22 protein-coding genes are annotated in these 20,911 nt (G+C 70.0%); 9 read left to right on the top strand and 13 right to left on the bottom strand.

What is annotated here, in order from left to right:
- Positions 1 to 185 precede the first annotated feature (185 nt).
- Complete coding sequence (locus tag STRIP9103_RS13760; RefSeq protein ID WP_009310119.1) at positions 186 to 755, top strand: hypothetical protein; 570 nt, start codon at positions 186 to 188, stop codon at positions 753 to 755.
- 20 nt (positions 756 to 775) lie between these two features.
- Here STRIP9103_RS13760 and STRIP9103_RS13755 read toward each other — a convergent pair whose 3' ends face one another.
- Genes STRIP9103_RS13755 through STRIP9103_RS13745 form a run of 3 tightly spaced genes read right to left on the bottom strand, consistent with a single transcriptional unit; the run spans position 776 to position 3,115 of the window.
- Positions 776 to 1,552 (bottom strand): enoyl-CoA hydratase/isomerase family protein, encoded by a 777-nt coding sequence (locus STRIP9103_RS13755; protein WP_009310107.1) that lies wholly within the window; start codon positions 1,550 to 1,552, stop codon positions 776 to 778.
- Complete coding sequence (locus tag STRIP9103_RS13750) at positions 1,549 to 1,965, bottom strand: Zn-ribbon domain-containing OB-fold protein (RefSeq protein WP_009310111.1); 417 nt, start codon at positions 1,963 to 1,965, stop codon at positions 1,549 to 1,551. Before STRIP9103_RS13750 ends, STRIP9103_RS13755 begins: the two co-directional genes overlap by 4 nt.
- Before the next feature lies 1 nt (position 1,966).
- A complete protein-coding gene (locus STRIP9103_RS13745; RefSeq protein ID WP_048820234.1) occupies positions 1,967 to 3,115 on the bottom strand; it encodes a lipid-transfer protein in 1,149 nt (382 codons plus the stop codon).
- A gap of 126 nt (positions 3,116 to 3,241) precedes the next feature.
- On the opposite strand from STRIP9103_RS13745, the gene STRIP9103_RS13740 reads away from it, so the two are divergent.
- Complete coding sequence (locus STRIP9103_RS13740) at positions 3,242 to 4,903, top strand: fatty acid--CoA ligase family protein (protein ID WP_009310081.1); 1,662 nt, start codon at positions 3,242 to 3,244, stop codon at positions 4,901 to 4,903.
- A gap of 45 nt (positions 4,904 to 4,948) precedes the next feature.
- Here STRIP9103_RS13740 and STRIP9103_RS53080 read toward each other — a convergent pair whose 3' ends face one another.
- The 3 genes from STRIP9103_RS53080 to STRIP9103_RS13725 form a co-directional block, all read right to left on the bottom strand.
- Positions 4,949 to 5,761, bottom strand: coding sequence for an LppU/SCO3897 family protein (locus tag STRIP9103_RS53080; protein WP_009310123.1), 813 nt, complete (start codon positions 5,759 to 5,761; stop codon positions 4,949 to 4,951).
- 54 nt (positions 5,762 to 5,815) lie between these two features.
- Entirely contained in the window at positions 5,816 to 6,223 is a 408-nt protein-coding gene (locus STRIP9103_RS13730) for a hypothetical protein (protein ID WP_234022199.1), read from the bottom strand.
- 454 nt (positions 6,224 to 6,677) lie between these two features.
- A complete protein-coding gene (locus STRIP9103_RS13725; RefSeq protein ID WP_009310098.1) occupies positions 6,678 to 7,154 on the bottom strand; it encodes a hypothetical protein in 477 nt (158 codons plus the stop codon).
- 506 nt (positions 7,155 to 7,660) lie between these two features.
- Between STRIP9103_RS13725 and STRIP9103_RS13720 the strand changes: the two genes are divergently transcribed.
- The gene (locus STRIP9103_RS13720; RefSeq protein WP_009310126.1) at positions 7,661 to 8,113 is read left to right on the top strand and encodes a hypothetical protein; all 453 of its coding nucleotides are present in this window, start codon (positions 7,661 to 7,663) and stop codon (positions 8,111 to 8,113) included.
- A 137-nt stretch (positions 8,114 to 8,250) separates the two neighbouring features.
- Here the strand turns inward: STRIP9103_RS13720 and STRIP9103_RS13715 are convergent, their stop codons facing one another.
- Entirely contained in the window at positions 8,251 to 8,481 is a 231-nt protein-coding gene (locus STRIP9103_RS13715; protein ID WP_048820233.1) for a hypothetical protein, read from the bottom strand.
- A 262-nt stretch (positions 8,482 to 8,743) separates the two neighbouring features.
- Positions 8,744 to 11,749, bottom strand: coding sequence for an AfsR/SARP family transcriptional regulator (locus STRIP9103_RS13710; protein ID WP_048820232.1), 3,006 nt, complete (start codon positions 11,747 to 11,749; stop codon positions 8,744 to 8,746).
- Positions 11,750 to 12,059: 310 nt separating this feature from the next.
- Between STRIP9103_RS13710 and STRIP9103_RS13705 the strand changes: the two genes are divergently transcribed.
- Positions 12,060 to 13,319, top strand: coding sequence for an amidohydrolase family protein (locus STRIP9103_RS13705; protein ID WP_009310121.1), 1,260 nt, complete (start codon positions 12,060 to 12,062; stop codon positions 13,317 to 13,319).
- A gap of 232 nt (positions 13,320 to 13,551) precedes the next feature.
- On the opposite strand, the gene STRIP9103_RS13700 is transcribed toward STRIP9103_RS13705, so the two are convergent.
- The 4 genes from STRIP9103_RS13700 to STRIP9103_RS51480 all read right to left on the bottom strand — a co-directional run bounded on the left by STRIP9103_RS13700 (position 13,552) and on the right by STRIP9103_RS51480 (position 18,466).
- The gene (locus STRIP9103_RS13700) at positions 13,552 to 15,135 is read right to left on the bottom strand and encodes an alpha/beta fold hydrolase (RefSeq protein WP_009310088.1); all 1,584 of its coding nucleotides are present in this window, start codon (positions 15,133 to 15,135) and stop codon (positions 13,552 to 13,554) included.
- 483 nt (positions 15,136 to 15,618) lie between these two features.
- The gene (gene tgmC, locus STRIP9103_RS13695; protein ID WP_009310108.1) at positions 15,619 to 16,836 is read right to left on the bottom strand and encodes an ATP-grasp peptide maturase system methyltransferase; all 1,218 of its coding nucleotides are present in this window, start codon (positions 16,834 to 16,836) and stop codon (positions 15,619 to 15,621) included.
- The gene (gene tgmB, locus STRIP9103_RS13690) at positions 16,833 to 17,795 is read right to left on the bottom strand and encodes an ATP-grasp ribosomal peptide maturase (RefSeq protein WP_009310105.1); all 963 of its coding nucleotides are present in this window, start codon (positions 17,793 to 17,795) and stop codon (positions 16,833 to 16,835) included. Before tgmB ends, tgmC begins: the two co-directional genes overlap by 4 nt.
- A complete protein-coding gene (locus STRIP9103_RS51480) occupies positions 17,795 to 18,466 on the bottom strand; it encodes a DUF6415 family natural product biosynthesis protein (RefSeq protein ID WP_009310079.1) in 672 nt (223 codons plus the stop codon). The genes tgmB and STRIP9103_RS51480 overlap by 1 nt, the downstream gene beginning before the upstream one ends.
- 226 nt (positions 18,467 to 18,692) lie before the next feature.
- Here STRIP9103_RS51480 and STRIP9103_RS13675 point away from each other — a divergent pair, with 226 nt between their 5' ends.
- The 3 genes from STRIP9103_RS13675 to STRIP9103_RS13665 are packed head-to-tail and all read left to right on the top strand — an operon-like array spanning position 18,693 to position 20,327.
- Positions 18,693 to 18,953 (top strand): hypothetical protein, encoded by a 261-nt coding sequence (locus STRIP9103_RS13675; protein WP_009310135.1) that lies wholly within the window; start codon positions 18,693 to 18,695, stop codon positions 18,951 to 18,953.
- Entirely contained in the window at positions 18,925 to 19,452 is a 528-nt protein-coding gene (locus STRIP9103_RS13670; RefSeq protein ID WP_009310091.1) for a DUF6879 family protein, read from the top strand. Before STRIP9103_RS13675 ends, STRIP9103_RS13670 begins: the two co-directional genes overlap by 29 nt.
- A 23-nt stretch (positions 19,453 to 19,475) precedes the next feature.
- Positions 19,476 to 20,327 (top strand): helix-turn-helix domain-containing protein, encoded by an 852-nt coding sequence (locus STRIP9103_RS13665; protein WP_009310099.1) that lies wholly within the window; start codon positions 19,476 to 19,478, stop codon positions 20,325 to 20,327.
- Between the two features lie 46 nt (positions 20,328 to 20,373).
- On the opposite strand, the gene STRIP9103_RS51475 is transcribed toward STRIP9103_RS13665, so the two are convergent.
- Positions 20,374 to 20,469, bottom strand: a complete 96-nt coding sequence (locus STRIP9103_RS51475) for a hypothetical protein (protein WP_234022198.1) — start codon at positions 20,467 to 20,469, stop codon at positions 20,374 to 20,376.
- On the opposite strand from STRIP9103_RS51475, the gene STRIP9103_RS51470 reads away from it, so the two are divergent.
- Positions 20,453 to 20,713 (top strand): hypothetical protein, encoded by a 261-nt coding sequence (locus tag STRIP9103_RS51470; RefSeq protein WP_234022200.1) that lies wholly within the window; start codon positions 20,453 to 20,455, stop codon positions 20,711 to 20,713. The two genes, STRIP9103_RS51475 and STRIP9103_RS51470, sit on opposite strands and share 17 nt — an antisense overlap.
- A complete protein-coding gene (locus STRIP9103_RS13655; RefSeq protein ID WP_048820236.1) occupies positions 20,710 to 20,904 on the top strand; it encodes a hypothetical protein in 195 nt (64 codons plus the stop codon). Before STRIP9103_RS51470 ends, STRIP9103_RS13655 begins: the two co-directional genes overlap by 4 nt.
- Positions 20,905 to 20,911: the final 7 nt, after the last annotated feature.

The raw sequence follows: 20,911 nt of genomic DNA, 5'->3' as shown, positions 1-20,911 counted from the left end.
TCAGGGGCGCGGGGAACTGCGCGATCAGCCCCCACTCACCCGCAGCCGCCAACGAACCCATCCCCCCGAGCTCGTAGGCAATGGCTGAGCGGCGCAGCCTGTATCGTGTCGTGCACCTGCCAGCGAACCGCATTCGTTTGCTGCTGTGACATCAAATCGGCACCACTCAACGGGGGTTGAGCAACGTGAAGTTGCAGTCTCGTCATGTCCGGGCCATAGCCGTCTTCGGTATCGCCGTCATCGCTCTCACCGGAGCCCGCGGCTCCCACGGCGGAGGCTGCTCCAGCAGCTCCTCCTCGTCCAGTTCCTCCAGCTCCAGCGGTGGCGGCACCACCGGTGACGTGGGCAAGGACGACTACAGCTCGGGCTCCGACGGTGGCACCACGACCACCACGGGCGGGACCGGCACCTCGGGGACGACCGGCTCCTCCAGCGGATCGTCCAGCTCCAAGCGCGCCGCCGCCAGGGATCTGAAGATCGAGACCTGCACGTACGACAACGGTCTCGTCGCCCGCGTCCGCGCCACCAACAGCAGCTCGATCACCACGTACAGCTACAAGTTCGACGTGGAGTTCACGGACGGGAACGGCAAGCTGATCCACACCGCCGAGGATGGCGGCATCCTGTCGGTGCCCGCCGACTCCTCCGACACCCTCGACGTCAAGGTGCCCCAGAGCGCCATGGCCGGCGGCGACTTCACCGTGAGCGGCGGCAGCTGCAAGCTGACCGACCCGGAGCGCTACGCCACCGAGTAGGGCCGGCCACGGGCCGGTGTTCAGCGGATCCGGTGGCCCGCGCGGCGCCCCGCGAAGAGCTCGGCCTGGCGGGCGTTCGGCAGGTTGCCCAGGGAGACGAGGTGCGGGGCGTACGCGAGGGCGTGCGCCCGGGCCGCCTCCTGGGCAGCCCAGCAGGCGCGTACCGTGCCCTGCACGCCCTCCGGCGGATACCCGGCGATCACCTCGGCGCACCGCACCGCCGCGGCGACGGCCTCGCCGGGTTCCGTCACCTCCGTCACCAGCCCCACCTCGTACGCCCGCCGCGCGGACATCCGCTCGGCGGTGCCCATCAACGCCATCCGCGTCGCCTCCCCGGACGGCATCCGCTGGGCCATGAGCACGGACTCGAAGGCGCTGACCATGCCGTAGGTGGTGTGGGGGTCGAAGAAGGTGGCCGTGGAGTCGGCGACGACGAACTCCGACTCGCCCAGCAGATAGAACGCCCCGCCGCAGGCCATGCCGTTCACGGCGGCGATCACCGGCTTCCACAGGTCGTTCGCCTTCGGGCCGATCGCGATCAGCGGATCGTCGATCATGTACGGGGAGTTCGGCTGCGGCACATCCTCCAGCGTGTCCCGGTCGAGGCCCACGCAGAACGCCCGCCCGCCGGCGCCGGTCAGGACGACGGCCCGTACGGTGTCGTCGAACCTCAACTCCCGCCATGCGGCGGCCAGTTCCCCGGCAGTCTCCGGATCGATCGCGTTCAGCTTCGCGGGGCGGTCCAGGGTGAGGACCGCGACTCCCGTGTCCTTGTCCGCGTCCAGTCGCAGGGTCATGGTCGCTCCAGTACCCACTGGGGCAGACCGGTGGACGTGAACACCACCTGGACCCGCGCCCCGATCCGGATCCGCTCCACCGGTATCGAGTCCAGCCGGGCGCCCGGCTCGCTCACCAGGTTGCCGACGAGCCGGATACGGGGGGCGTCGACGAGTTCGACGAGGATCACGTTGTACGGGGCCTGCTCGGCGTAGTCGGGGAGGAGGGGCGGGTACGGGCGGACGTACGACCAGATACGGCCGCGACCGGAGAGCGGTCGCCACTCGCTCTCGAACGACCGGCAGTGCGGACAGCAGGGCCGGGGCGGAAAGCGCAGCTCACCGCAGTCGGCGCAGGCCTGGATCCGCAGCTCGCCCCGGGCGGCGTACTCCCAGAAGGGGGCGCTGTCCCCGTCGACGACCGGTGGCAGCATCTCAACTCCTCAGCAGTAGGGCCGAAGTGGGCACCCCCTCGCCCGCCGTCACCAGACAGGTCGCCGCCCCCGGCACCTGCGCGGTGCTCGTCCCGCGCAGCTGTCGTACGCCCTCGTTGATGAGGTTGAACCCGTGCACGTATGCCTCGCTGAGGCCGCCCCCGGAGGTGTTGAGGGGCAGTCGGCCGCCGATCTCCAGGGCGCCCCCTTCGGTGAAGGCGCCGCCTTCGCCCCGGGCGCAGAAGCCGTAGCCCTCCAGGGAGAGCGGGATCAGGGCGGTGAAGGCGTCGTAGATCTGGGCGACGTCGACGTCCTCGGGGGTGAAGTCGGCGTGTTTCCAGAGGTGTCGGGCGGCGGTCCAGGCGGGGCCGGTCAGGGGGTCGTCGTTCCAGTAGTTGACCATGCCGTGGTGCTGGGCGGGCAGGCCCTGGGCGGCGGAGTGGACGTAGACGGGGGGCCGGCGGCAGTCGCGGGCGCGTTCCGCCGAGACGAGGACGCAGGCCAACGCGCCATCCGTCTCAAGGCAGTTGTCGAAGAGGCAGAGGGGTTCGCTGATCCAGCGGGAGGTCATGTACATCTCCCGGGTGAGCGGGCGGTCGTACATGATCGCGGCGGGGTTCTGGTTCGCTCTGTTGCGGCAGGCGAGCGCGACGTTGAAGAGATGGTCCCGGGTGGTGCCGTACTCGTGCATGTGGCGGCGCGCGAGCATGGCTATCTCGTCGGCGGGGCGGAGGAGGCCGTAGGGGCGGGTCCACTGGGCCGGGGTGGGCAGTTGGACGGTCGTGTTCTTCCACGGGCGGGGGCCGGAGCCGCGCTTCCGTGACCGCCAGGCGACGCCGACCGTGGCCTGCCCGGTGGCGATCGCGGCGGCGAGATGCGCCACGGTCGCACACGAACCGCCGCCCCCGTACCCCACCTTGCTGAAGAAGGTGAGGTCCCCGAGGCCGAGGGCCTTCGCCACCTCGACCTCGTCCGTCTCCTCCATGGTGTACGAGGCGAGCGCGTCCACCTCGTCCGGGGAGATCCCGGCGTCGTCCAGCGCGGCGAGGATCGCCCGGCACGCCAACGCCCGTTCCGTTTCGGTGAGTTTCTTGGCGAAGGGGGTCTGGCCGATGCCGACGATCGCGGTCGCGTCCTTGAGCACGGCCATGGGAGCCATGGGGCACACCTCCGCACCGGGGGGCCTTCGAAGCCCCAGCCCAGCTGACAGTCCGTCAGAGTACAGCTAATCTGACGGGTAGTCAGGTACTGGTTCCGGTGTTGCTGGAGGCCTGCTGTGCGCGGTGACTTGGAGTGGGGGACCATCCCGGGGCTGGTCCGCTCGGCGGCCCGGCGGTACGGCGAGGTGGAGGCCGTCGTCGACGGCCGTACGCGGGTGTCGTACGCGGAGCTGGGCGCCCGGGTGGAGCGCGCGGCGGCGGCGTGCGTCGCGAACGGGGTGCGGGTCGGCGACCGGGTGGCCATCTGGGCGCCCAACTCCCTCGACTGGATCGGCGCCGCGCTGGGCGCGGTCTCGGCCGGGGCGGTGCTGGTGCCGTTGAACACCCGGTTCAAGGGCGGGGAGGCGGCGGATGTGCTCGCGCGCAGCCGGGCGAAGCTGCTGTTCATCACCGGGACGTTCCTCGGCACGTCGTACGTGGCGTCGCTGCGACGGGCGGCGGGGCGAGCGGCGGCCGGTGGGACCGTGGCGGGTGGGGCGGTGGTGGGGGAGTGCGACGTGCCGCCCACGACGCGGGGGCCGCTGCCGGGGCTGCCGTGCCTGGAGCAGGTGGTCGTCCTCTCCGACGACGCGCCCGCCGACTTCCGCATCTGGAAGGACTTCCTGGCGAGCGGTGACGACATGGAACCCGGGGAGGTACGGGGGCGGGCGGAGGCCCTGACCGGCGACTCCCCCTCGGACATCATCTTCACGTCGGGCACGACCGGCCGCCCGAAGGGGGCGGTGATCACCCACGCCCAGACTCTGCGCGGCTATGAGGCGTGGAGCGAGCTGGCGGGCCTGCGGCGCGGCGACCGCTATCTGATCGTGAACCCCTTCTTCCACACCTTCGGCTACAAGGCGGGGGTCATCGCCTGTCTGACCCGGGGCGCGACGATGATCCCGCAGCCGGTGTTCAACGTGGAGACGGCGATGGCGAACGTGGCCGCCGAACGGATATCCGTCCTCCCCGGCCCGCCGACCCTCCACCAGTCCCTCCTCGACCACCCCGCACGCGACGACTACGACCTGAGCGCCCTGCGCCTGGTGGTCACGGGCGCGGCGGTCGTCCCGCTCCAGCTGGTCGAACGGCTGCGGGCGGAGCTACGGGTGGAGACCGTGCTCACCGCGTACGGCCTGTCCGAGGCCAGCGGCATCGTCACCATGTGCCGGCGCGGCGACGAGCCGACGGTGATCGCGTCGACGTCCGGGCGGGCGATCCCCGGGACGGAGGTGAAGGTGGTGGGCCCGTCGGGCGCCCCGCTGCCGCCCGGCTCGCCCGGAGAGGTCCTGGTCCGGGGCTTCAACGTCATGCGCGGCTACTTCGAGGACCCGGAGGAGACCGCGCGGGCGGTGACGGCCGACGGCTGGCTGCGCACCGGTGACGTCGGGGTGCTGGACGCCGCCGGGAACCTCCGCATCACCGACCGCATCAAGGACATGTTCATCGTCGGCGGCTTCAACGCCTACCCCGCCGAGATAGAGCAACTGCTGGGCCTCCACCCGGACGTGGCCGACGTCGCCGTCATCGGCGTACCGGACCCCCGGCTGGGCGAGGTCGGCAAGGCGTACGTGGTACGCCGCCCGGGCTCCGCCACGACCGCCGACGACCTCATCGCCTGGTCGCGGAGGGAGATGGCCAACTACAAGGTGCCGAGGGCGGTGGAGTTCGTGGGGGAGCTGCCGAGGAACGCCGGCGGGAAGGTGGTGAAGGGGGAGCTGCGGGGGAGGGCGGGCTGACGGGTTCGGCCGATGTTCAGGGCCCAGGAGGTCTCAAGAGAGGTCTCAGGAGTTCAGGGGGTGCAGGCAGAGTGCCGTCACGCCGTCCTCGCTGTACTCCGGGTGGGCGAGGAAGTCGCCTGTCGGGCAGTCGCCGGCACCGGGGTCGTCGACCTGGAACTGGGCGGCGGAGTCATCGCAGGGCTCCGGCTTCAGGTCCTGGTCGGGCCAGTCGGCCTCGTTGCGAGCACACGAGCCGACAGTGAGGGGTTCCGGCTTGTCGTCGCCCCCGACCAGCACACCCACGACCATCAGCACCGGAATGGCGGCGACCACCAGGGCGAGCAGGGCCAGGGGCACGGCGGCGATGATCCCGGCAGGCCGTCCCAGTACGGGTTTGCCGGGGTCCAGGGAGGGCCGGGGACCCGGTGCGTAAGGCTGGGGCAGGCGGCGTATCGCAGCGAGCGTGCCCAGGTTCAACAGCAGGACGACGGGCGTGATGACCAGCGACAACGGCCCCCACCAGCCTTGCCACAGCGTGTCCGTCTGCATCCGGCGGAAGACCGCCAGGCCGCACGTCCGGCAGAACGCGCCGTCCCGCCGCAGCGACCGCATGATCACCACCATGCCCTGGTGCCCGCGCACGGTCACCCTTGCCGCCGGCGCCGCCCCGCAGACCTCGCAGGCGAGGGCGACAGGGGCGTGCACGGGCGGCGGGCCGGCGTACGGATCCTGCGGCGGGAGCGAGTAGTCCGGCCGGGGGCCGGGGGCCGGATACGGCTCGCGGGCCTGGTACGGGCCGGGGGCGCCGTACGGCCCGGAGGCCTGGTACGGACCGGAGGCCTGGTACGGGCCGGGGGCGGGTGGCGGTGTGCTCAACGGACGTCTCCATCGGGTGGCCGGATGATCAAGCGAACCGATGGAGCACCCTACTCAGCGGCGGACGGACCCGGAGTGCTCGTCGGATGCCTGGCCGGAGTCCGGGGCCGGTGCGGCGAGTCCGAGGGCGTCCTTGCGTGTGGTGATGTCGTCGAACTGTTGGATGACTTCCGTGACACGCGGTTGTGTGATGGCCTGAGTGCGGAGTTGGCCCCGCGCGCGGAGCAGTTCACCGTAGATCGCCCCGTAGGCTCCGCAGAGCCTGATGGATTCCTCGGCGCGGTCGTGCAGGCCCATTACGTAGGGCGCGGCGATGGCCGCGGCGGCGAGGCATGACAGCGTGGAAATCACCACTTGGGCGGTGAGGCGAGAACCATCAGCGATGACCGGCCAGGCCACGAGCCCGGTGATGACGCTGAGTGCGGCGGCGGCGATGTGGTACAGGCGGGCCCTGTGCAGCATACGAACCGCTTCTCTCGGGGTTCTTTTCACCCAGTAACGAGCACGTGCGGCGCTGTCGTCGAGCCGGCGCAGGACCGTCGCGTCGATATGTGGTGCACCGGCAGGCCTTCTCAGTTGTCTGACGAACGTCAACAGCAGCATGACACTCCCGCAATCGTCTGGTAGTCATTCCACAGTGACGTCAGTTGATCGCGCTTTTCCAACGCAACGCGCCGATTCTCGGTCAAAGGACCTTGTCGGCCGCCAATCAGCCGTATATCCGCGCGCCTTTGCGATCACTACGGGAGGGGCGCACGGTGTGAAACGAGCCCAGCCGGGTGTTTCGAGCTGAAGGAGATACCCTGTGCCGAGCCCCGGCCCGATTACGGCGGGCCGGGGTCCGGATGGCGTATGAGCGGGGCTGTCAGGATCCCACGATGGTTTCTTCGGGGGGCGGTCGCTCCCGTGACTGCCTTTAGTCGACCACGCGGAAGCTGGCCAGGAAGGAAGCGTCGCCGACTCCGAAGCTGGCCCTGTCCGGCCCGACCGTGGCGACGGGGGTGCCCTCGTTGCAGAAGCCCCCGTTGAAGAACTCAACAGTCCTGTCGGTGTCGTTGGTGATGTTGAAGCTGGAGGAGCCCGCCCCGAACACGGTGATGCACGCCCCCGGGTGGGCCGAGTACGTCCGCTCGTTGATCTGAATCTCGCCGCGGTGCTTCTCGTACCCGTTGTCGTCCTTCTTGTAATCGTCCTTCTTGTAGTCGTCCTTCTTTTCGCCGTCTTTCCACTCGTGGTCGTCGCCACCGAGGGGAGCCGAGGCCGGGAGGACGGCTTCCCGGACGGAGGCGGACTCGGGGGAGGAACCGGCCGCGGAGGCGTAGGTCACGCCAGTGGCTGTTACGGCCGCTGCCGCCACAGAGGCAGCGATCAGGGCGACGGTACGCTTCTGCATTTCAGTTTTCTCCTTCATTCAGGGAGATCGGCTGAGCTGCCGACCTGTGAATGAACCTACTGAGGGCAATTTCCGGCGGCATCTCCAAAAATCACTAAAGTGTGACGCGCGGCGGCCAAGTGGACGTATGCAGGGAATCCGATGAGTATTCCGACCCGCTCTGATGTCCCGTCAGGCAGTTGTGACCGAGGGTGACTTGACGAGGAGAATTAGGCCGACTCGGTGAATGAACCGGCGGCCTTCACCCTCTCGGAGCGTCGGAAGCGTGTCGGATCTTGACTCCACCTCCGAATCACCCCCGGATGCTTGTCAAGGAACGGAAAGCCGCGTCGGTGGTCTTGCGGCCGGCCGAGCGCTCAGGTGTGCCGATGGCCCATGTGTGAAACACCTGGGGTGATTGTGGGGCGAGATCGGCTCCGGGGGCTGGGGGGCGATGGCCGGTCATATGATCGACTGTCGAGACCACTTCTCGTCCAAGAGCATCTCTGTCAAGGGGAATTGAGTTCGTGCGGAACATAACGGGGAAAGCCCTTCTCATCGGCGCGGCCACAGCACTCGCGGTCACCCTCGCGACACCGGCTCAGGCCGCGTCCGTCGTGGAGAAGGGGGACACGGCCTGCACCACGAAGAACTCCAAAGGAAAGTGCACCTACGGGATGGGCGCGCTCTGGCGGTACAACAAGGGCTCCAACACCCGGACCCTGACCCTCGTCAGCGCCGACATGATGCCGTACAAGAAGGGCGCTTCCGCCCGCTGGCTCTACAAGAAGCCGGGCGGCAAGACCCACGTCGGCAAGTCCTGGCGCAAGTCCCACAAGATCTCCAACAGCGACGGCACCACCGCCGAGTCCGTGTGGGGCGCCATGCAGGGCACCACGGGACCCAAGTTCCCCAAGGGCACGCTGGTGTGCATCCAGTTCAAGGGCTACAAGAAGAAGTCCTGCCTCAAGCTCACGTAGCTTCGGGGACTGACGCGCTCCTCGATCACCTCGGGGGGTGACGTGTGCCCGGGCACGACTCGGCCGCGGTGGCTCCCCCTCCGCGCCACCGCGGCCGATCCCCGTCGGGATGTGGGTCTGCGTCCCCCCGGCGCGCCCTACTTCTTGTCCGGGTCCAGGGCGGGCGGGGCGGGCATCGGGTAGTCCTTGGTGGTGATGGTGTCCGGGCCCGGTGCCGGCGGGGCGGGCATCGGGTAGTCCTGCGTGGTGATGGCGTCCGTGTCCGGCGCGGGCGGGGCGGGCATCGGGTAGTCCTGCGTCGAGATGGGCTCCTCCGCCGTCGCGTCGCGCTCCAGCGGTGCCCCCGTGGACTTGTTCTTCTCGCTCATCGTTCGACTTCTTTCGCTATGGGGACGAGTGAGGAACGCCCATCCAGAAGCTCCCCCGAGGGCTGCTGGACGGGCGTTCGGAGCCGCTCCCTGACCGGTCCGGGCCCCAAGTCAGACCGCCTGCCCCCCGACGCGACGGTGTGACACGTACGAGGGTGCAGGGTGGAGATAAACGAATGCTGAACGACCACGCCCGGTTCGGGCGCGGTGCGTACAACCACCCGGGCACGGAGCCTGAGGCCGGCCCGGGGACGGGCGTCGCTCACGCCGCCTTGGCGGGCGCCAGCAGCGCGCGCACATGGTCGGCCTCGGGCGCGCCGCTCTGCTCGTAGAGGCTGAGCGCCTCCTGCCAGCAGGCCCTCGCCCGGTCCACCTGCCCCACCGCGGAGAGCGCCTGCCCGAGCAGGGTCAGGACGTTGCCCCGCATCCGGTCGCCGCCGATGCAGCCGAGCGCCAGGGCCCGTTCGGCGTGCCGGGCGGCGTGCGCGGGGCGCCGGGCCGCCAGGTGCACCTCGGCGATACGGAAGTTGGTCGTGCCCTCCCAGAGCCGTTGCCGGTGGTCGCTGAGGATGCCCAGGGCCTCGCTGAACTGTACGAGCGCTTCGTCGTGCCGCCCGGCCCGGTGCAGGGTGATGCCCACGGCGTAGTGGCTGTTGCCGAGCCGCAGCGTCCGGCCGATGCCGGTGTGCAGCGCCAGGCCGCGCTGCGCGAACTCGACCGCCTCCTCGACGTTGCTCATGCCCAGGTGCGCCCGGGAGAGGTTGCCCAGGCAGGTAGCCTCGAAGGGCCGGTTCCCGGCGGCCCGCAGCTGCTCTATGGCCAGCTCGAAGAACGGCTTGCTCTCCGCGTACAGGCCCTGGTGCAGACAGATGAGCCCCCGGTCGTTGGCGGCCCAGCTGACGGCGGTGTCGTCCTGCGCGGCGGAGGCGAGTTCCAGGGCGACCCGCGCCTGCTCCTCCGCCTGCTGGATGCGCCCGTTGACCAGTAAAACGTTGGTGAGCGTCGTCCGGGCCCGGCCCTCCGCGCGGCCGTCCCCCGCGTCGCGCGTCGCGTCGCACATGGCCCGCGCGGTCGTCTCGTACTGATGGGAGTTGGCCCCCGACTCGGTCAGATCGTTGGCCGCCCACAGCAGGTCCACCGCCCGTCGCAGCCGGTCCGTGCCCGCCGCCTGGCGTACGCAGGCCAGCAGGCAGGCCGCCTCGGTGTACAGCCAGTCCAGCGCCGCCGAGCCCTCGGTGAAGCGCAGGCCCGGGTACTCGGTGGGCTCCAGGTGGTCCACCAGCCGGTCGCCGGGCCGCTCGATGGCGTACACCTCCGCCGCCGTGGCGAGGTAGAAGTCCAGCAGCCGCGACATCGCCGCCTCCCGCTCGCTCGGCGGCTGCTCGTCCCGCTCGGCGCATGCACGCGCGTAGAGCCGTACGAGATCGTGGAAGCGATAGCGACCGGGCGCCGCGGACTCCAGCAGCGAGGTGTCGACGAGGGACTCGAGGATGTCCTCGGTGTCGTCGGGGGAGAGGTCGAGTACGGCGGAGGCGGCGGCCAGGGAGATGTCCGGGCCGTCGGCGAGGCCCAGCAGCCGGAATGCGCGCGCCTGCGCCGGCTCCAACTGGCCGTAGCCCAGCTCGAACGTGGCCTTCACCGCCAGGTCCCCGGCCTGGAGCTCGTCCAGCCGCCGCCGCTCGTCGGCGAGCTTGGCGGCGAGGACGGACACCGTCCAGGTGCGGCGGGAGGCCAGCCGGGACGCGGCGATGCGGATGGCCAGCGGCAGGAAACCGCACGCGGCGACGACGTCGAGGGCGGCCTTGCGTTCGGCGGCGACCCGTTCCTCCCCGACGATCCTCGTGAAGAGTTTCAGGGCCTCGTCCGGTGACATGACGTCCAGGTCGACGAGATGCGCACCGGCCAGGTCCACCATCCGCACCCGGGCCGTGATCAGCGCCGCGCAGCCCGCCGTGCCGGGCAGCAGAGGCCGTACCTGGGCGGCGTCGCGGGCGTTGTCGAGCAGCACCAGCACGCGCCGCCCGTCCAGCACGGACCGGTACAGCGCGGCCCGCTCCTCCAGGGAGTCGGGGATGGCGGAGTCCGCAGTGCCGAGAGCGCGCAGGAACGCGCCGAGGACCGTCTCCGGCTCGGCCGGGCGGGCGCCGGTGCCCTGGAGGTCGACGTACAGCTGCCCGTCCGGGAAGGCCGCCCGCGCCTGGTGCGCCACATGCACGGCGAGGGTCGTCTTGCCGACGCCCCCGATGCCGGCGAGCGCCGACACGGCCATGACCTGCCCCTCGCCCCCGGACGCCGCCGACAGCACCTGGCTGAGCTCGGCGACGAAGGAGGCCCGGCCGGTGAAGTCCGGGACGCTGGCGGGCAGTTGGGCGGGGCGGACGGGTGCGGCGGCCGGCTCGGGGGCGAGCGGGGCGGAGGGCTCCGCCAGCCCCGGGTCGGCCTGGAGGATGCGCTGCTGGAGTTCCCGTAGCCCTGGGCGCGGATCGACGCCCAGCTCGTCGGCGAGCAGCCGCCGGGTGTCCGCGTACACGGCCAGGGCCTCCGCCTGCCGCCCGCTGCGGTACAGGGCGAGCATGAGCAGTTCGCGCAGGCGTTCCCGCAGGGGGTGGGCGGCGGTGAGGGCGGTGAGCTCGGAGACCGCCTCCGCGTGGCAGCCCTGCTCCAGGTCCATGTCCAGCCGGGCCTCGGTGAGTTGCAGTCGCCACTCGTCGAGCCGGGCGCGCTGTGTCTCCGCGTACGGCCCCGGAAGGCTGGCCAGCACCTCCCCGTCCCACAGCCCGAGCGCCTTGTTCAGCAGCTGGCGGGCCTGGTACAGGTCCCCGGAGTTCTTGGCCTTCTCGGCGTCCGCCGCGAGGTCCTGGGCGACCGCGAGATCCAGCGAGCCCCCCGACAGCCCCTGGATCGCGTACCCCCCGGACTCGCTCACCAGTACGTCGGCGGAGAGCGCCTTGCGCAGCCGCGAGGCGTACGTCCGTACGGCGGCCAGCGCCTGCGAGGGCGGGTCGTCGCCCCACAGGGCGTCGATCAGCTCGCTCGCCGTGGCCGTACGGCCCTCGCGCAGCAACAGCGCGGCCAACAGCGCCCGTTGCTGTGGCGAACCGGTCTGCAAAGGCTCCGTCCCGCGCCAGGCCCGTACCGGCCCGAGCACGCTGAAGCGCAACTCGGCCGCGGCCTGGGGGGCCGGCTCCGGAGTCCACTCGTCCTCGGCACCCCGCTGCTCCGGCACCCGCGGCACATCGGCCTCCGGCACTCGCGATTCACCACCCATCGACGCCCCCCCAAGGCTTACCTGACAACCAAGCCAGTTTGCCTTGTTCATGGCAGATACGTCAGCCGTGCGAGACCGCTGTCACAGGTCGCCGTACGGGACATCACCAGTCCTGCACGGACTCTCCTAGGTTCTGGACGCGCCCGGAGTTGACCGGGTTTCGCAGGCGTCAACGGTTGGGGCGGGCGGCGCGCGGCGAATCGGCGGCGGAGGGGCGGCTGAGGGGCGGCTGAGGAGTGGCCGCTCGCCGAGTGACGGGACGCCACCCAGGGAGCTGACGACCCGTCAGATCGGCGCTACCGTGACGCGCATGGACACCATGGAGACGAGCGCCACGGAACCCACGATCACCCCCGCCTTTCCGAAGATCATCTCCGTCGACGACCACACGGTGGAGCCCCCGAACGTCTGGCAGGACCGGCTCCCGAAGAAGTACCGGGACATCGGCCCCCGTATAGTCCGCGCACCGCTCAAGGAGATGACGTTCCTGGGCGGCCGTTTCAGGCCCGTGATGGGCGCCCCCGGCGACGACGGCCCGATCGGCGACTGGTGGGTCTACGAGGACCTGCACCGCCCCCTGACCCGCCTGGACACCGCCGTCGGTTACTCCAGGGACGAGATCAAGCTGGAGATCATCACGTACGAGCAGATGCGCCCGGGCTCGTACGACGTCCCGCGGCGCCTCGCCGACATGGACGTCAACCACGTCCAGTCCGCCCTCTGCTTCCCGACCTTCCCGCGCTTCTGCGGCCAGACGTTCACGGAGGCCGCGGACCACGAACTGGGTCTGCTGGGCGTGCGGGCGTACAACGACTGGATGGTGGAGGAGTGGTGCGGTCCGGCGGCGCGGGGCCGTCTGATCCCGCTCACCCTGATCCCCCTCTGGGACGCGGAACTGGCGGCGGCGGAGGTCCGCCGCAACGCGGCGCGGGGCGTACGGGCGGTCGCCTTCTCGGAGATCCCCCCGCACTTGGGCCTGCCCTCGATCCACACCGACGGCTGGGACCCCTTCCTCGCCGCCTGCGACGAGACCGGCACGGTGGTCGCCATGCACATCGGCTCCTCCAGCCGCATGCCCTCCACCTCGGCCGACGCCCCACCGGCCGTCGGCTCCACCATCACCTTCGCCAACTGCTGCTTCTCGATGGTCGACTGGCTGATGAGCGGCAAGTTCGAGCGCTTCCCCAACCTCAAGGTCATGTACGCCGAGGGCCAGATCGGCTGGATCCCGTACATCCTGGAGCGCGCCGATGTGGTGTGGGAGGAGAACCGGGGCTGGGGCGGGGTCGCCGACAAGGTGCACAGGCCGCCGTCGGAGCTCTTCGCCGACCACGTCTACGGCTGCTTCTTCGACGACGCGTTCGGGCTGCGCAACCTGGACGCGATAGGCGTGGGCAACGTCCTGTACGAGACCGACTACCCCCACTCCGACTCCACCTGGCCCAAGTCGCGGGAGGTGGGCGAGGCCCAGATGGGCCACCTGGACCCGGACGTGGTGGACCGCATCGTGCGCCGGAACGCGATCGAGTTGCTGGGGCTGACGGAGGAAGGGCTGTGGCCGGGGGCCTGAGTGAGGGCGACGAGGGGCGGCCGGGTCGGACCTCCGGCTGACGTGTTGAGCTGTGAGCTGTACTGGTTACCGGTCATCCGGCGACCCGGGCCGGTGCTGTCGCCGCGATCGACATCATCAGGCCGGTCGGCCGGCGCACCCCGGGCTCCCTTCCTCCCGATCCTCGACCGAACGAGCCGCGTGGGGCCCGCCGCAGGCGGAGGGCCCCACACGGGACTCACCTCGTCCGGGCTCAGAAGCGGCCGGGGGCCAACCCCGGGACACCCCGAGGCGTCGGCAGCGGCAGCGGGTTGGCGCCGCTGCGCTCTTCCGCCGCCGGAGCGGCCTTGCAGGTCGTGTCCTTCGCCGGCAGCTTGCCGGTGGTCAGATAGGCCGTGGCCGTCTTGTCCGCGCACGACTTGGTGCCGTAGACGCCGTGTCCGACACCTCCCACAACCGTGACCATCTTCGCGCCCTTCATGGCACGGCGCAGGCCCTGGGCGCTGGTCAACGGGGTCTGGGAATCCCACTCGTTCTGCAGGATCAACGCGCCGACCTTGTTGGCGACCCTGGTGGCGGGCTCACTGCCGTTCTTCTTCCAGAACGCGCACGGCTTGATGTTGGACGCGAAGTCGCCGTACACCGGGTACCTGCCCTTGTCCCGGATCGCGTCGCGGCGGTACTGCTCGGGGTCGCGCGGCCAATTGCGCGTGTCGCCACAGACGACGGTCCAGAAGGCGGCGGTCCCGTTGTCCGAGGGCACGGCGCGGCCGAACGACGGCGGAAGCGGCGTGGCCGTCCTGCGCTCCCGGTCACCGGACGGGGGCTTGGCCTCGGCGGCCTTCTTCAGCTCGACGAGCGACTCGGCGGCCTGGCGCACATAGAAGAGCTGGGCACGGAACCCGGCGCGGATGTCATCACCGGTCAGCAGAAACCCGTCGAGGTCGATCGGCTTGCGGTCCGCCTGGGCGACCAGGTCGTAGAAGGTCTTACGGACCGCCTGGGGAGTGTTCCCCAGCTTGTACGTGGAGTTCCGCTCGGCGGTCCACTCGGTCCACCTGGTGAAGGCGGGCTCGGCGCCCTCCGCCCAGACCTGGATCATCCCGCGCCAGACCCGAGCCGGGTCGACGGCGCTGTCCAGCACGAAACGGTCGGAGCGCTTGGGGAACATCTGCGTGTAGACCGCACCGAGGTAGGTGCCGTACGAGTACCCCAGATAGGAGATCTTCTTCTCGCCGAGCACGGCACGGATCACGTCCATGTCCCGGGCGGTGTTGCGGGTGGTGATGTGGCGCAGTTTGTCACCCTGCTTGGCGTCGCACTTCTCGGCGAAGGTCCGTGCCCACTTCACGTCCTTGGCGAACGTCTCGGGTTTGTAAGCCCGTTCCCAGTTGAGTTCCTGCTCCGTCAGGCCGCAGCCGACGGGAGAACTCCGGCCGACGCCTCGCGGATCGAAGCCAATGAGGTCGTACTTGCGCTTCACGGACTTCGGCAGCTCGCTCGCCATCGCCTGCGGCAGCTCGACGCCCGTACCCCCCGGGCCACCCGGGTTGAGCAGGAGCACACCGCGACGCTCGCTCTTGGTGCTCGTCCTCAACCTCGATATCGCGAGATCGATCTTCTTGCCGCCGGGGCGGCTGTAGTCGAGGGGAACCTTGATCGTGGCGCACTGGAAGGCCTTCGGCGCCGCTCTGTCACAGCGGTGCCAGGCCGGCTTCTGCTGAAGGTACTGGCTCAGGGGGTTGGCTGCCGCGGATGCCGTAGTCGGTGCGATCACGGGTACCAGGGCGGCGACGGTACCGGCCGCCAGGAAGGAAGCTGTTCGACTGCTGCGCACGTGGGGGGTCCTCGGGGTAGTGGCCTATGAGACGCACCAACCCTTTCGTGCATGGGAGTTGAGCGAATCTGTCGCAGGGACAGACTTGCTCCGACCACGGATGGACACAAAGGCATGACGGATGGTCCCTGAGTCGCACAACCACGTCCGGCTCCGCGACATCTTGCTCAAGTGGCCTTCATCGGGGCGACCATGGCCGCCGCCTGTCCGTGTCGGTGACCCACGTACCGTGCTGCTCGTGGCCGGCGAGGTGGATCTGGGCCTCTTGTCGACGACGAGGCCCGCGGTCGAGGCCTCGACACGGAACCGCTCGACGACGACTCCCTGGTCGTCATCGGCCCGGCCGACGGCATCCTCGCCGGACGCACCACGCTCACATACCGCGAGGCCGCCGAACCCCCTCGTCGAACGCGACGCCGACAGGCCCGGCCCACGACGGCCCCACAAGCGTGGCCGTCGCCGCCCCGCATCTGCTGAGGGAGCTCACCTCGTATCGAGGGCCCCCTGGGTGGGCAGGTTCCAGCGCGGACCTTCGGGGGAGCCGAGCCAGATCTGTTGGTGGCTCGGGGTGACGGTCAGGCCGAACTCGGTCTGTGGCGGGGTTCCGGCGTCCCGCCATGTGCCGATTGCCTCTTCGACGGTGTCCCACAGTCGCGTCGGGCCGCCCTGCCGAACCAGGAACCCGCCCCCGCCGTCCGGCATGAGCGTGGCGAACGACTTGGTGGCAAGGTCGACCACGTGGTCCAGCATCGGGCCGCCGGCCGTGCTCATCCCGAAGTGCTGGGCATTCGGTACCGCCAGCTGGGCGATGAACTGGGCTGTCCAGTCGGCCAGTACCTCGGGGCCTACCTGTGCCGGACGCTCCTCCGCGTCCTGGGACAGCAGCTCCGGCACGCCCGTGAGCGGGGGTGCGGCATGGGAGCGCGCGATCATGAACGACACCGTGCCGGGCAGGAAGCGGCCCTCAGCTGTTCCGCCGTCGCCGACGGTCAGCTTCACCAGGCCCGACCCGTACAGCCACCCCGAGACCGTGGTGACGATGGTGCCGCCGGGCCTCACCTGTGCGAGCCAGGCCGCAGGGATGGTGCGCACGGAACACGTGGCGATCAGCCCGTCGTACGGGGCGTTTTCGGAGTGGCCGAGCAGACCGTCGCCGGTGACGAGCGTCGGTTCGTACCCGGCTGCCGCGATGGCCGCTCGGGCGCGTTCGGCGGCTGTCGGGTCGACCTCGACGGACGTCACGTTCTTACTGCCGAGGCGCTCGCACATCAGGGCGGTCGAGTAGCCGGTACCCGTGCCCACCTCCAACACCCGGCCCCCGTCCTGCGGGTCGAGGTCCTGGAACATTCGTACGACAAGGCTCGGGAGGGTGGACGACGAGGTCGGGTCGCCCTGGACCGAGCCGTGAACGTCCTCGGGGTGCACATGGCCGTCGAGCTGCGTCACCAACGTGTCATCGGCATACACCTCTTCCAGCCACGTTTCCGCGTCGTCCCGGGTCGGGACGAGCGACGTCCACACGGTGCCCTGCGGACCGTCGGAGCGGCGGAAGTACGCGCGCACGAACTCATGGCGAGGCACCGTCTCGACAGCGGACCGCCAGACGGCCGACCGGAGGTGCCCGCCCCGTTCGAGCCGGTCGGCAAGAGCCTGGCGCAGTCCGACGGCACGATGCTCGTCCGAAGGAGGGGTGTCGGTCATTCGGGGTGTCCCTTCTCCAGAACATCGGCCAGGGCGCGGGTGATGGCCCGGATCGTGTCACGGTCCACGAACGCCCACTGGCCGTTCGGGTTGCACTCCAGGAAGCGCCATGCTCCGCCCGCTTCCAGGGCGAAGTCGAACGCGCCGAAGACCAGACCGAACGCCCTCAGGTAGGCGCGGATGCCCCGGCGGACCGGGGAGGGCACATCGATGGGGGTACAGCTGATCAGGTCGTGGTCGAGCCGCCAGTCGAGATGATCGCCGTCGGTCGTGATGCGGGTGGCGAACAGCCGGTCGCCCACCGCCGCCACCCTCACATCGCCGGTCTTGGTGACGGTCTGCTGGAACAGGTGCGGACAGACACCGACACCGTCACCGATCTCGTCGGCCTCGACCGGCCGGACCCAGATCGTGCGCGACTCGCCACCCTCGCGATATTCGGTCGACCTGAGTGGCTTGTAGACCACCGGCCCGTACTCCTTGGCGAAAGACCGGGCGGCGGCGGGATCGTTGGTGACCAGTGTCGGTGGCACGTCCAGCCCGGCCCGCACGGCTTCGGTGATCTGCCGGGGTTTGAACTCGGCCCCCGCATTCCGGTGCGGGTGGTTCACGTACAGACTTCCCGGCAGAGCAGCCAGCAGCCCACCCAGACCATGTCGGAACTGGGCCGTGGCGAAGTCCCCTTCCTGGTCGTCCAGGCTGTCGGGTGGGACGTAGCGGGACGGGCGGCGGTAGTACACGGCGCGGGCGTCCTCCACCCCGAGGGCGCGAGTCGGGGTGGTGAGCGGGCCGTGCCACGACCAGCCGCAGCCTGCTTGAGCGGAGAACGTCACCTCGGTCGGCGAGCCGGGGTCGAGCCGCACGACCGGGACATCCCGAAGGTGCAGCTCGGTGATGACGTGGTCAGCCGTCAGGTCATCCAGAGCGGTCAGAACGACGACCGGGCGGGGAGGCGTCATCAGTCCTGGTCCGAGTCCTGGTCGTGCCCCTCGTCGGAGTTGGCGGGGCCGGACCCGTCCCCCTGGCTGGTCTGGGTCCTTGTCTCCGTGCCGCTGCCGGTGCCGTGCTTGCCCAACTCGACGGGACAGCCCCGAAGGTCGTGGAAGACGGCCGTCTGCGAGGCCGGGTCCAAGGCCACGGCCGTGGCAGCGGCGTGCACCGTCGGGTACGGCTCCATACGGGCCAGACCCCATGGGCGGAGGGCCGGACCGTAGATACCCTGCGCGTCCCTTCGCGTTCCCCCGCTGCCGGGCGTGAGTTTCGCCAGCCTCTCGTGGTGGTCGCACAGGGCGTTCACAGAGCGGGCGAGACGCCGGGCATGGGCGATGCCGGCCGAGAGCGTGTGGCCGGGCTCGGCACCGAGGCGCCTCCGGGCTTCGTCGACGCAGGCGAGCGCGCAGGCGCGTGGCACGTCATCCTCGGGAAACCGCTCGGCCGCGGCCTCCACGTCGGGAATGGCAACCTCGATGTGTCCGTGGAGTTGAAGAGTGACCATTTCCAACTCCTCGGGCGTGGGCGGCTCGACGTCCCCGGCGAGCAGGCGGCGTGCGGTGACCCGCATCGTCTCGGTGTCGAGCGGGGGCCGGTCCTGCTCGTCGGTGGTCAGGGGACGGATGGTGCATGTCGCCATGGCGCGCTCCTCAGCGGCATCGGCTCGGCCCGGGGCTGCTACTTCCCCAGGGGCTTGACGTACCCGCTGACGCTAAGAGGCGTGATGAGCGCTCCTCCAGCGATGTTCAGCAATGTTCACGGTACTTGGCTGATGCAGGTCAGGCTGCCTTGTGCCCTTGACCTTCCATGCCTGACCGCCCGAAGGTTGTGTACATCAGCGCACACCGAGAGTGCCGGAGGCGGCGATGACACTACGGTTCATCGGCATCGACCCGAATACGGGAACGGGCGAAAGCCCCACCGTCTGGGTCGACGAGAACAGCAACGAACTGGTCATCCAGGGATGGAAGCCCACGCCCGAACTCGAAGCCGAATGCGCCGCGTTCGAGGCACCGGGGCACGCGGCAGGCATTCCGGATCACGAGGCGGTTGTCCGTGTCCCGGCCCGTATGGTGCCGATCCTGAGGAGGGCCTGCGATGCCGCAGAACGTACCCAGCTTCGATGAACTGCTGAACAGCGCTCAGCACTCAGCCGTCCACCTGGAGATGCGCGACGCCTACGGAGTCGCCGCTGAGGCAGACGACTTCGCCCGCTGGAAGAGCACTGGAGAACGGGACACCGACCCGGCGTCGTCGTATTGGGCGCCGTGGGTGACACTGATCCGGAGCACGGTGGCGCGGGGCGTGGTGGTGCGCCGGGCCCGTATCGTGTCCGAGCCGGTCAGTGACTACATTCGGTATGAACACGCGGGCACCGTCGTCAACGTGGAGGCGGGTGAGCGCGTGCGGTGGCTGCCGCGTCGGCGCGCCTCCGACATCGCGTTGCCCGGCAACGACTTCTGGTTGATCGACGACCGGCTCATCCGGTGGAACCACTTCACTGGCGACGGCGCCTCCGGCGGCGGGGAGATCAGCGAGGATCCAGCCGCGGCGGAGTTGTGCGCGGACGCCTTCGAAGCGGTGTGGGCACGCGCGACGCCGCACGAGGACTACAAGATCAGCTAGTACGGAAGGCGCACGGTCAGCTCATGTCCATATCCCCGTCCTCCTCGGCCCAGGCCGCGCGCGAACGGGTCGCACAGCGTCTGCGGGAGTTGCGTGCCGACGCGGGCATCACCGGGACCGAGCTGGCCGTGCGCTGCGGCTGGACGCATCCGAAGACATCCCGTATCGAGAACGCGCGTACGCCCCCCACGCCGGACGACATACGCCGCTGGTGCCGGGCCTGCGGCGCCGAGGACCAGGCCGCGGACATCATCGCTCAGTCGCGCGACGCCGAGTCCCTGTACGTCGAATGGCGGCGCAAGGTCCGTTCAGGTCTGAAGCGACTCCAGGACAGCTATGTGGAGCTCTATCAGTCCACGGAGCTGTTCCGTGTCTACTCACCCACGCTGGTGCCCGGGTTGCTTCAGACCGAGGGTTATGCCCGTGCCCTGCTGTCCGCCAACGCCCGTCTGCTCGACGTCCCGGATGATGCCGAAGAGGCCGCCGCCGCCCGGCTCGAACGCTCGCAGGTCATCCACCAGCCAGGGCACCGGTTCGTCATGCTGGTGGAAGAGGGCGTGCTCTCCTACCGGTTGGGCGATGAGGACGCGATGGTCGCGCAGCTCGGCCATCTGCTCACCGCCGGCGCTCTCCCGCAGGTGTCGTTGGGTGTCATCCCCAGCGCGACGCGGGAGCGCGTGCTGTGGCCACAGGAGTTGTTCCACGTCTACGACGACACACTCGTGTCCGTTGAGCTGTTGTCAGCCCGGATCAGGATCACCCAGCCCGACGAGGTCGCGCTCTATCTGAAGGCGTTCGAGCAACTGCGCAGCATGGCCGTGTACGGGGCGAAGGCACGCGCCCTGATTCTGAAGGCCATCGAGGCCCTGTGCTGACTCCGACGCCGCCCCAGCCGTGACCGTCGAGCGCACCGACGCACTCTCACTCGACGACGAACGAGCCCTGACCCAGCACCGTACGAAGCTTGCCCTCCGTCCGCAGGGCGGCCACGGCCTTCTGGATCGTTGAGGCAGCCACGTCGAACTCCGAGGCGAGGTCCACCACGGCGGGGAACCGGGCACCGGCACCGCGTTCCCCGTACGGCCTGGATGACGGCCCATACGACGGGAGTGCTTCTCCGCTGGTCCGCCCGTACCTCGTCGCCGTCGAACGGGAGCAGGAATGCCAGGCGCGGCGGCGGTTGGCGCTCGTGCTCGCCGCCGACTTCGGGATCGACCTGGACCGGCATGTCGTGGGCGCCGAGGGGATGGTGGGGTGTTGAGGCGCCCGGGGCCGGAGGCGGCGACGTTGTCCGCCGAGTGCGCGCTCGCGGGGCGGCGTGGTCACGAGGACCAGCACGCCCAGTGCCGCCAGATCGTCGACGTACCGCTACCGGGTGCCTCAGGCATGCTGCTCATCTCCCGCTGCCTGTGCGCCTGCCACAGGTCGGTCGTGGACGGCGGGGCGCGGTGAATGCCGG

Origin of the sequence: Streptomyces ipomoeae 91-03 (assembly GCF_000317595.1) — a bacterium.
In the GTDB taxonomy this organism is placed as follows: domain Bacteria; phylum Actinomycetota; class Actinomycetes; order Streptomycetales; family Streptomycetaceae; genus Streptomyces; species Streptomyces ipomoeae.
The sequence above is the reverse complement of the archived record's forward strand: the minus strand, read 5'-3'. Positions and strand labels throughout refer to the sequence as shown.

What these genes read in the sequence shown, in the direction of transcription:
- STRIP9103_RS13755 (WP_009310107.1), bottom strand. Translation starts at nt 1,552, where the DNA reads ATGACCCTGCGACTGGACGCGGACAAGGACACGGGAGTCGCGGTCCTC.
- STRIP9103_RS13750 (WP_009310111.1), bottom strand. Translation starts at nt 1,965, where the DNA reads ATGCTGCCACCGGTCGTCGACGGGGACAGCGCCCCCTTCTGGGAGTAC.
- STRIP9103_RS13745 (WP_048820234.1), bottom strand. Translation starts at nt 3,115, where the DNA reads ATGGCCGTGCTCAAGGACGCGACCGCGATCGTCGGCATCGGCCAGACC.
- STRIP9103_RS13730 (WP_234022199.1), bottom strand. Translation starts at nt 6,223, where the DNA reads ATGCTGCACAGGGCCCGCCTGTACCACATCGCCGCCGCCGCACTCAGC.
- STRIP9103_RS13725 (WP_009310098.1), bottom strand. Translation starts at nt 7,154, where the DNA reads ATGCAGAAGCGTACCGTCGCCCTGATCGCTGCCTCTGTGGCGGCAGCG.
- STRIP9103_RS13715 (WP_048820233.1), bottom strand. Translation starts at nt 8,481, where the DNA reads ATGAGCGAGAAGAACAAGTCCACGGGGGCACCGCTGGAGCGCGACGCG.
- STRIP9103_RS13710 (WP_048820232.1), bottom strand. Translation starts at nt 11,749, where the DNA reads ATGGGTGGTGAATCGCGAGTGCCGGAGGCCGATGTGCCGCGGGTGCCG.
- STRIP9103_RS13705 (WP_009310121.1), top strand. Translation starts at nt 12,060, where the DNA reads ATGGACACCATGGAGACGAGCGCCACGGAACCCACGATCACCCCCGCC.
- tgmC (WP_009310108.1), bottom strand. Translation starts at nt 16,836, where the DNA reads ATGACCGACACCCCTCCTTCGGACGAGCATCGTGCCGTCGGACTGCGC.
- tgmB (WP_009310105.1), bottom strand. Translation starts at nt 17,795, where the DNA reads ATGACGCCTCCCCGCCCGGTCGTCGTTCTGACCGCTCTGGATGACCTG.
- STRIP9103_RS51480 (WP_009310079.1), bottom strand. Translation starts at nt 18,466, where the DNA reads ATGGCGACATGCACCATCCGTCCCCTGACCACCGACGAGCAGGACCGG.
- STRIP9103_RS13675 (WP_009310135.1), top strand. Translation starts at nt 18,693, where the DNA reads ATGACACTACGGTTCATCGGCATCGACCCGAATACGGGAACGGGCGAA.
- STRIP9103_RS13670 (WP_009310091.1), top strand. Translation starts at nt 18,925, where the DNA reads ATGCCGCAGAACGTACCCAGCTTCGATGAACTGCTGAACAGCGCTCAG.
- STRIP9103_RS13665 (WP_009310099.1), top strand. Translation starts at nt 19,476, where the DNA reads ATGTCCATATCCCCGTCCTCCTCGGCCCAGGCCGCGCGCGAACGGGTC.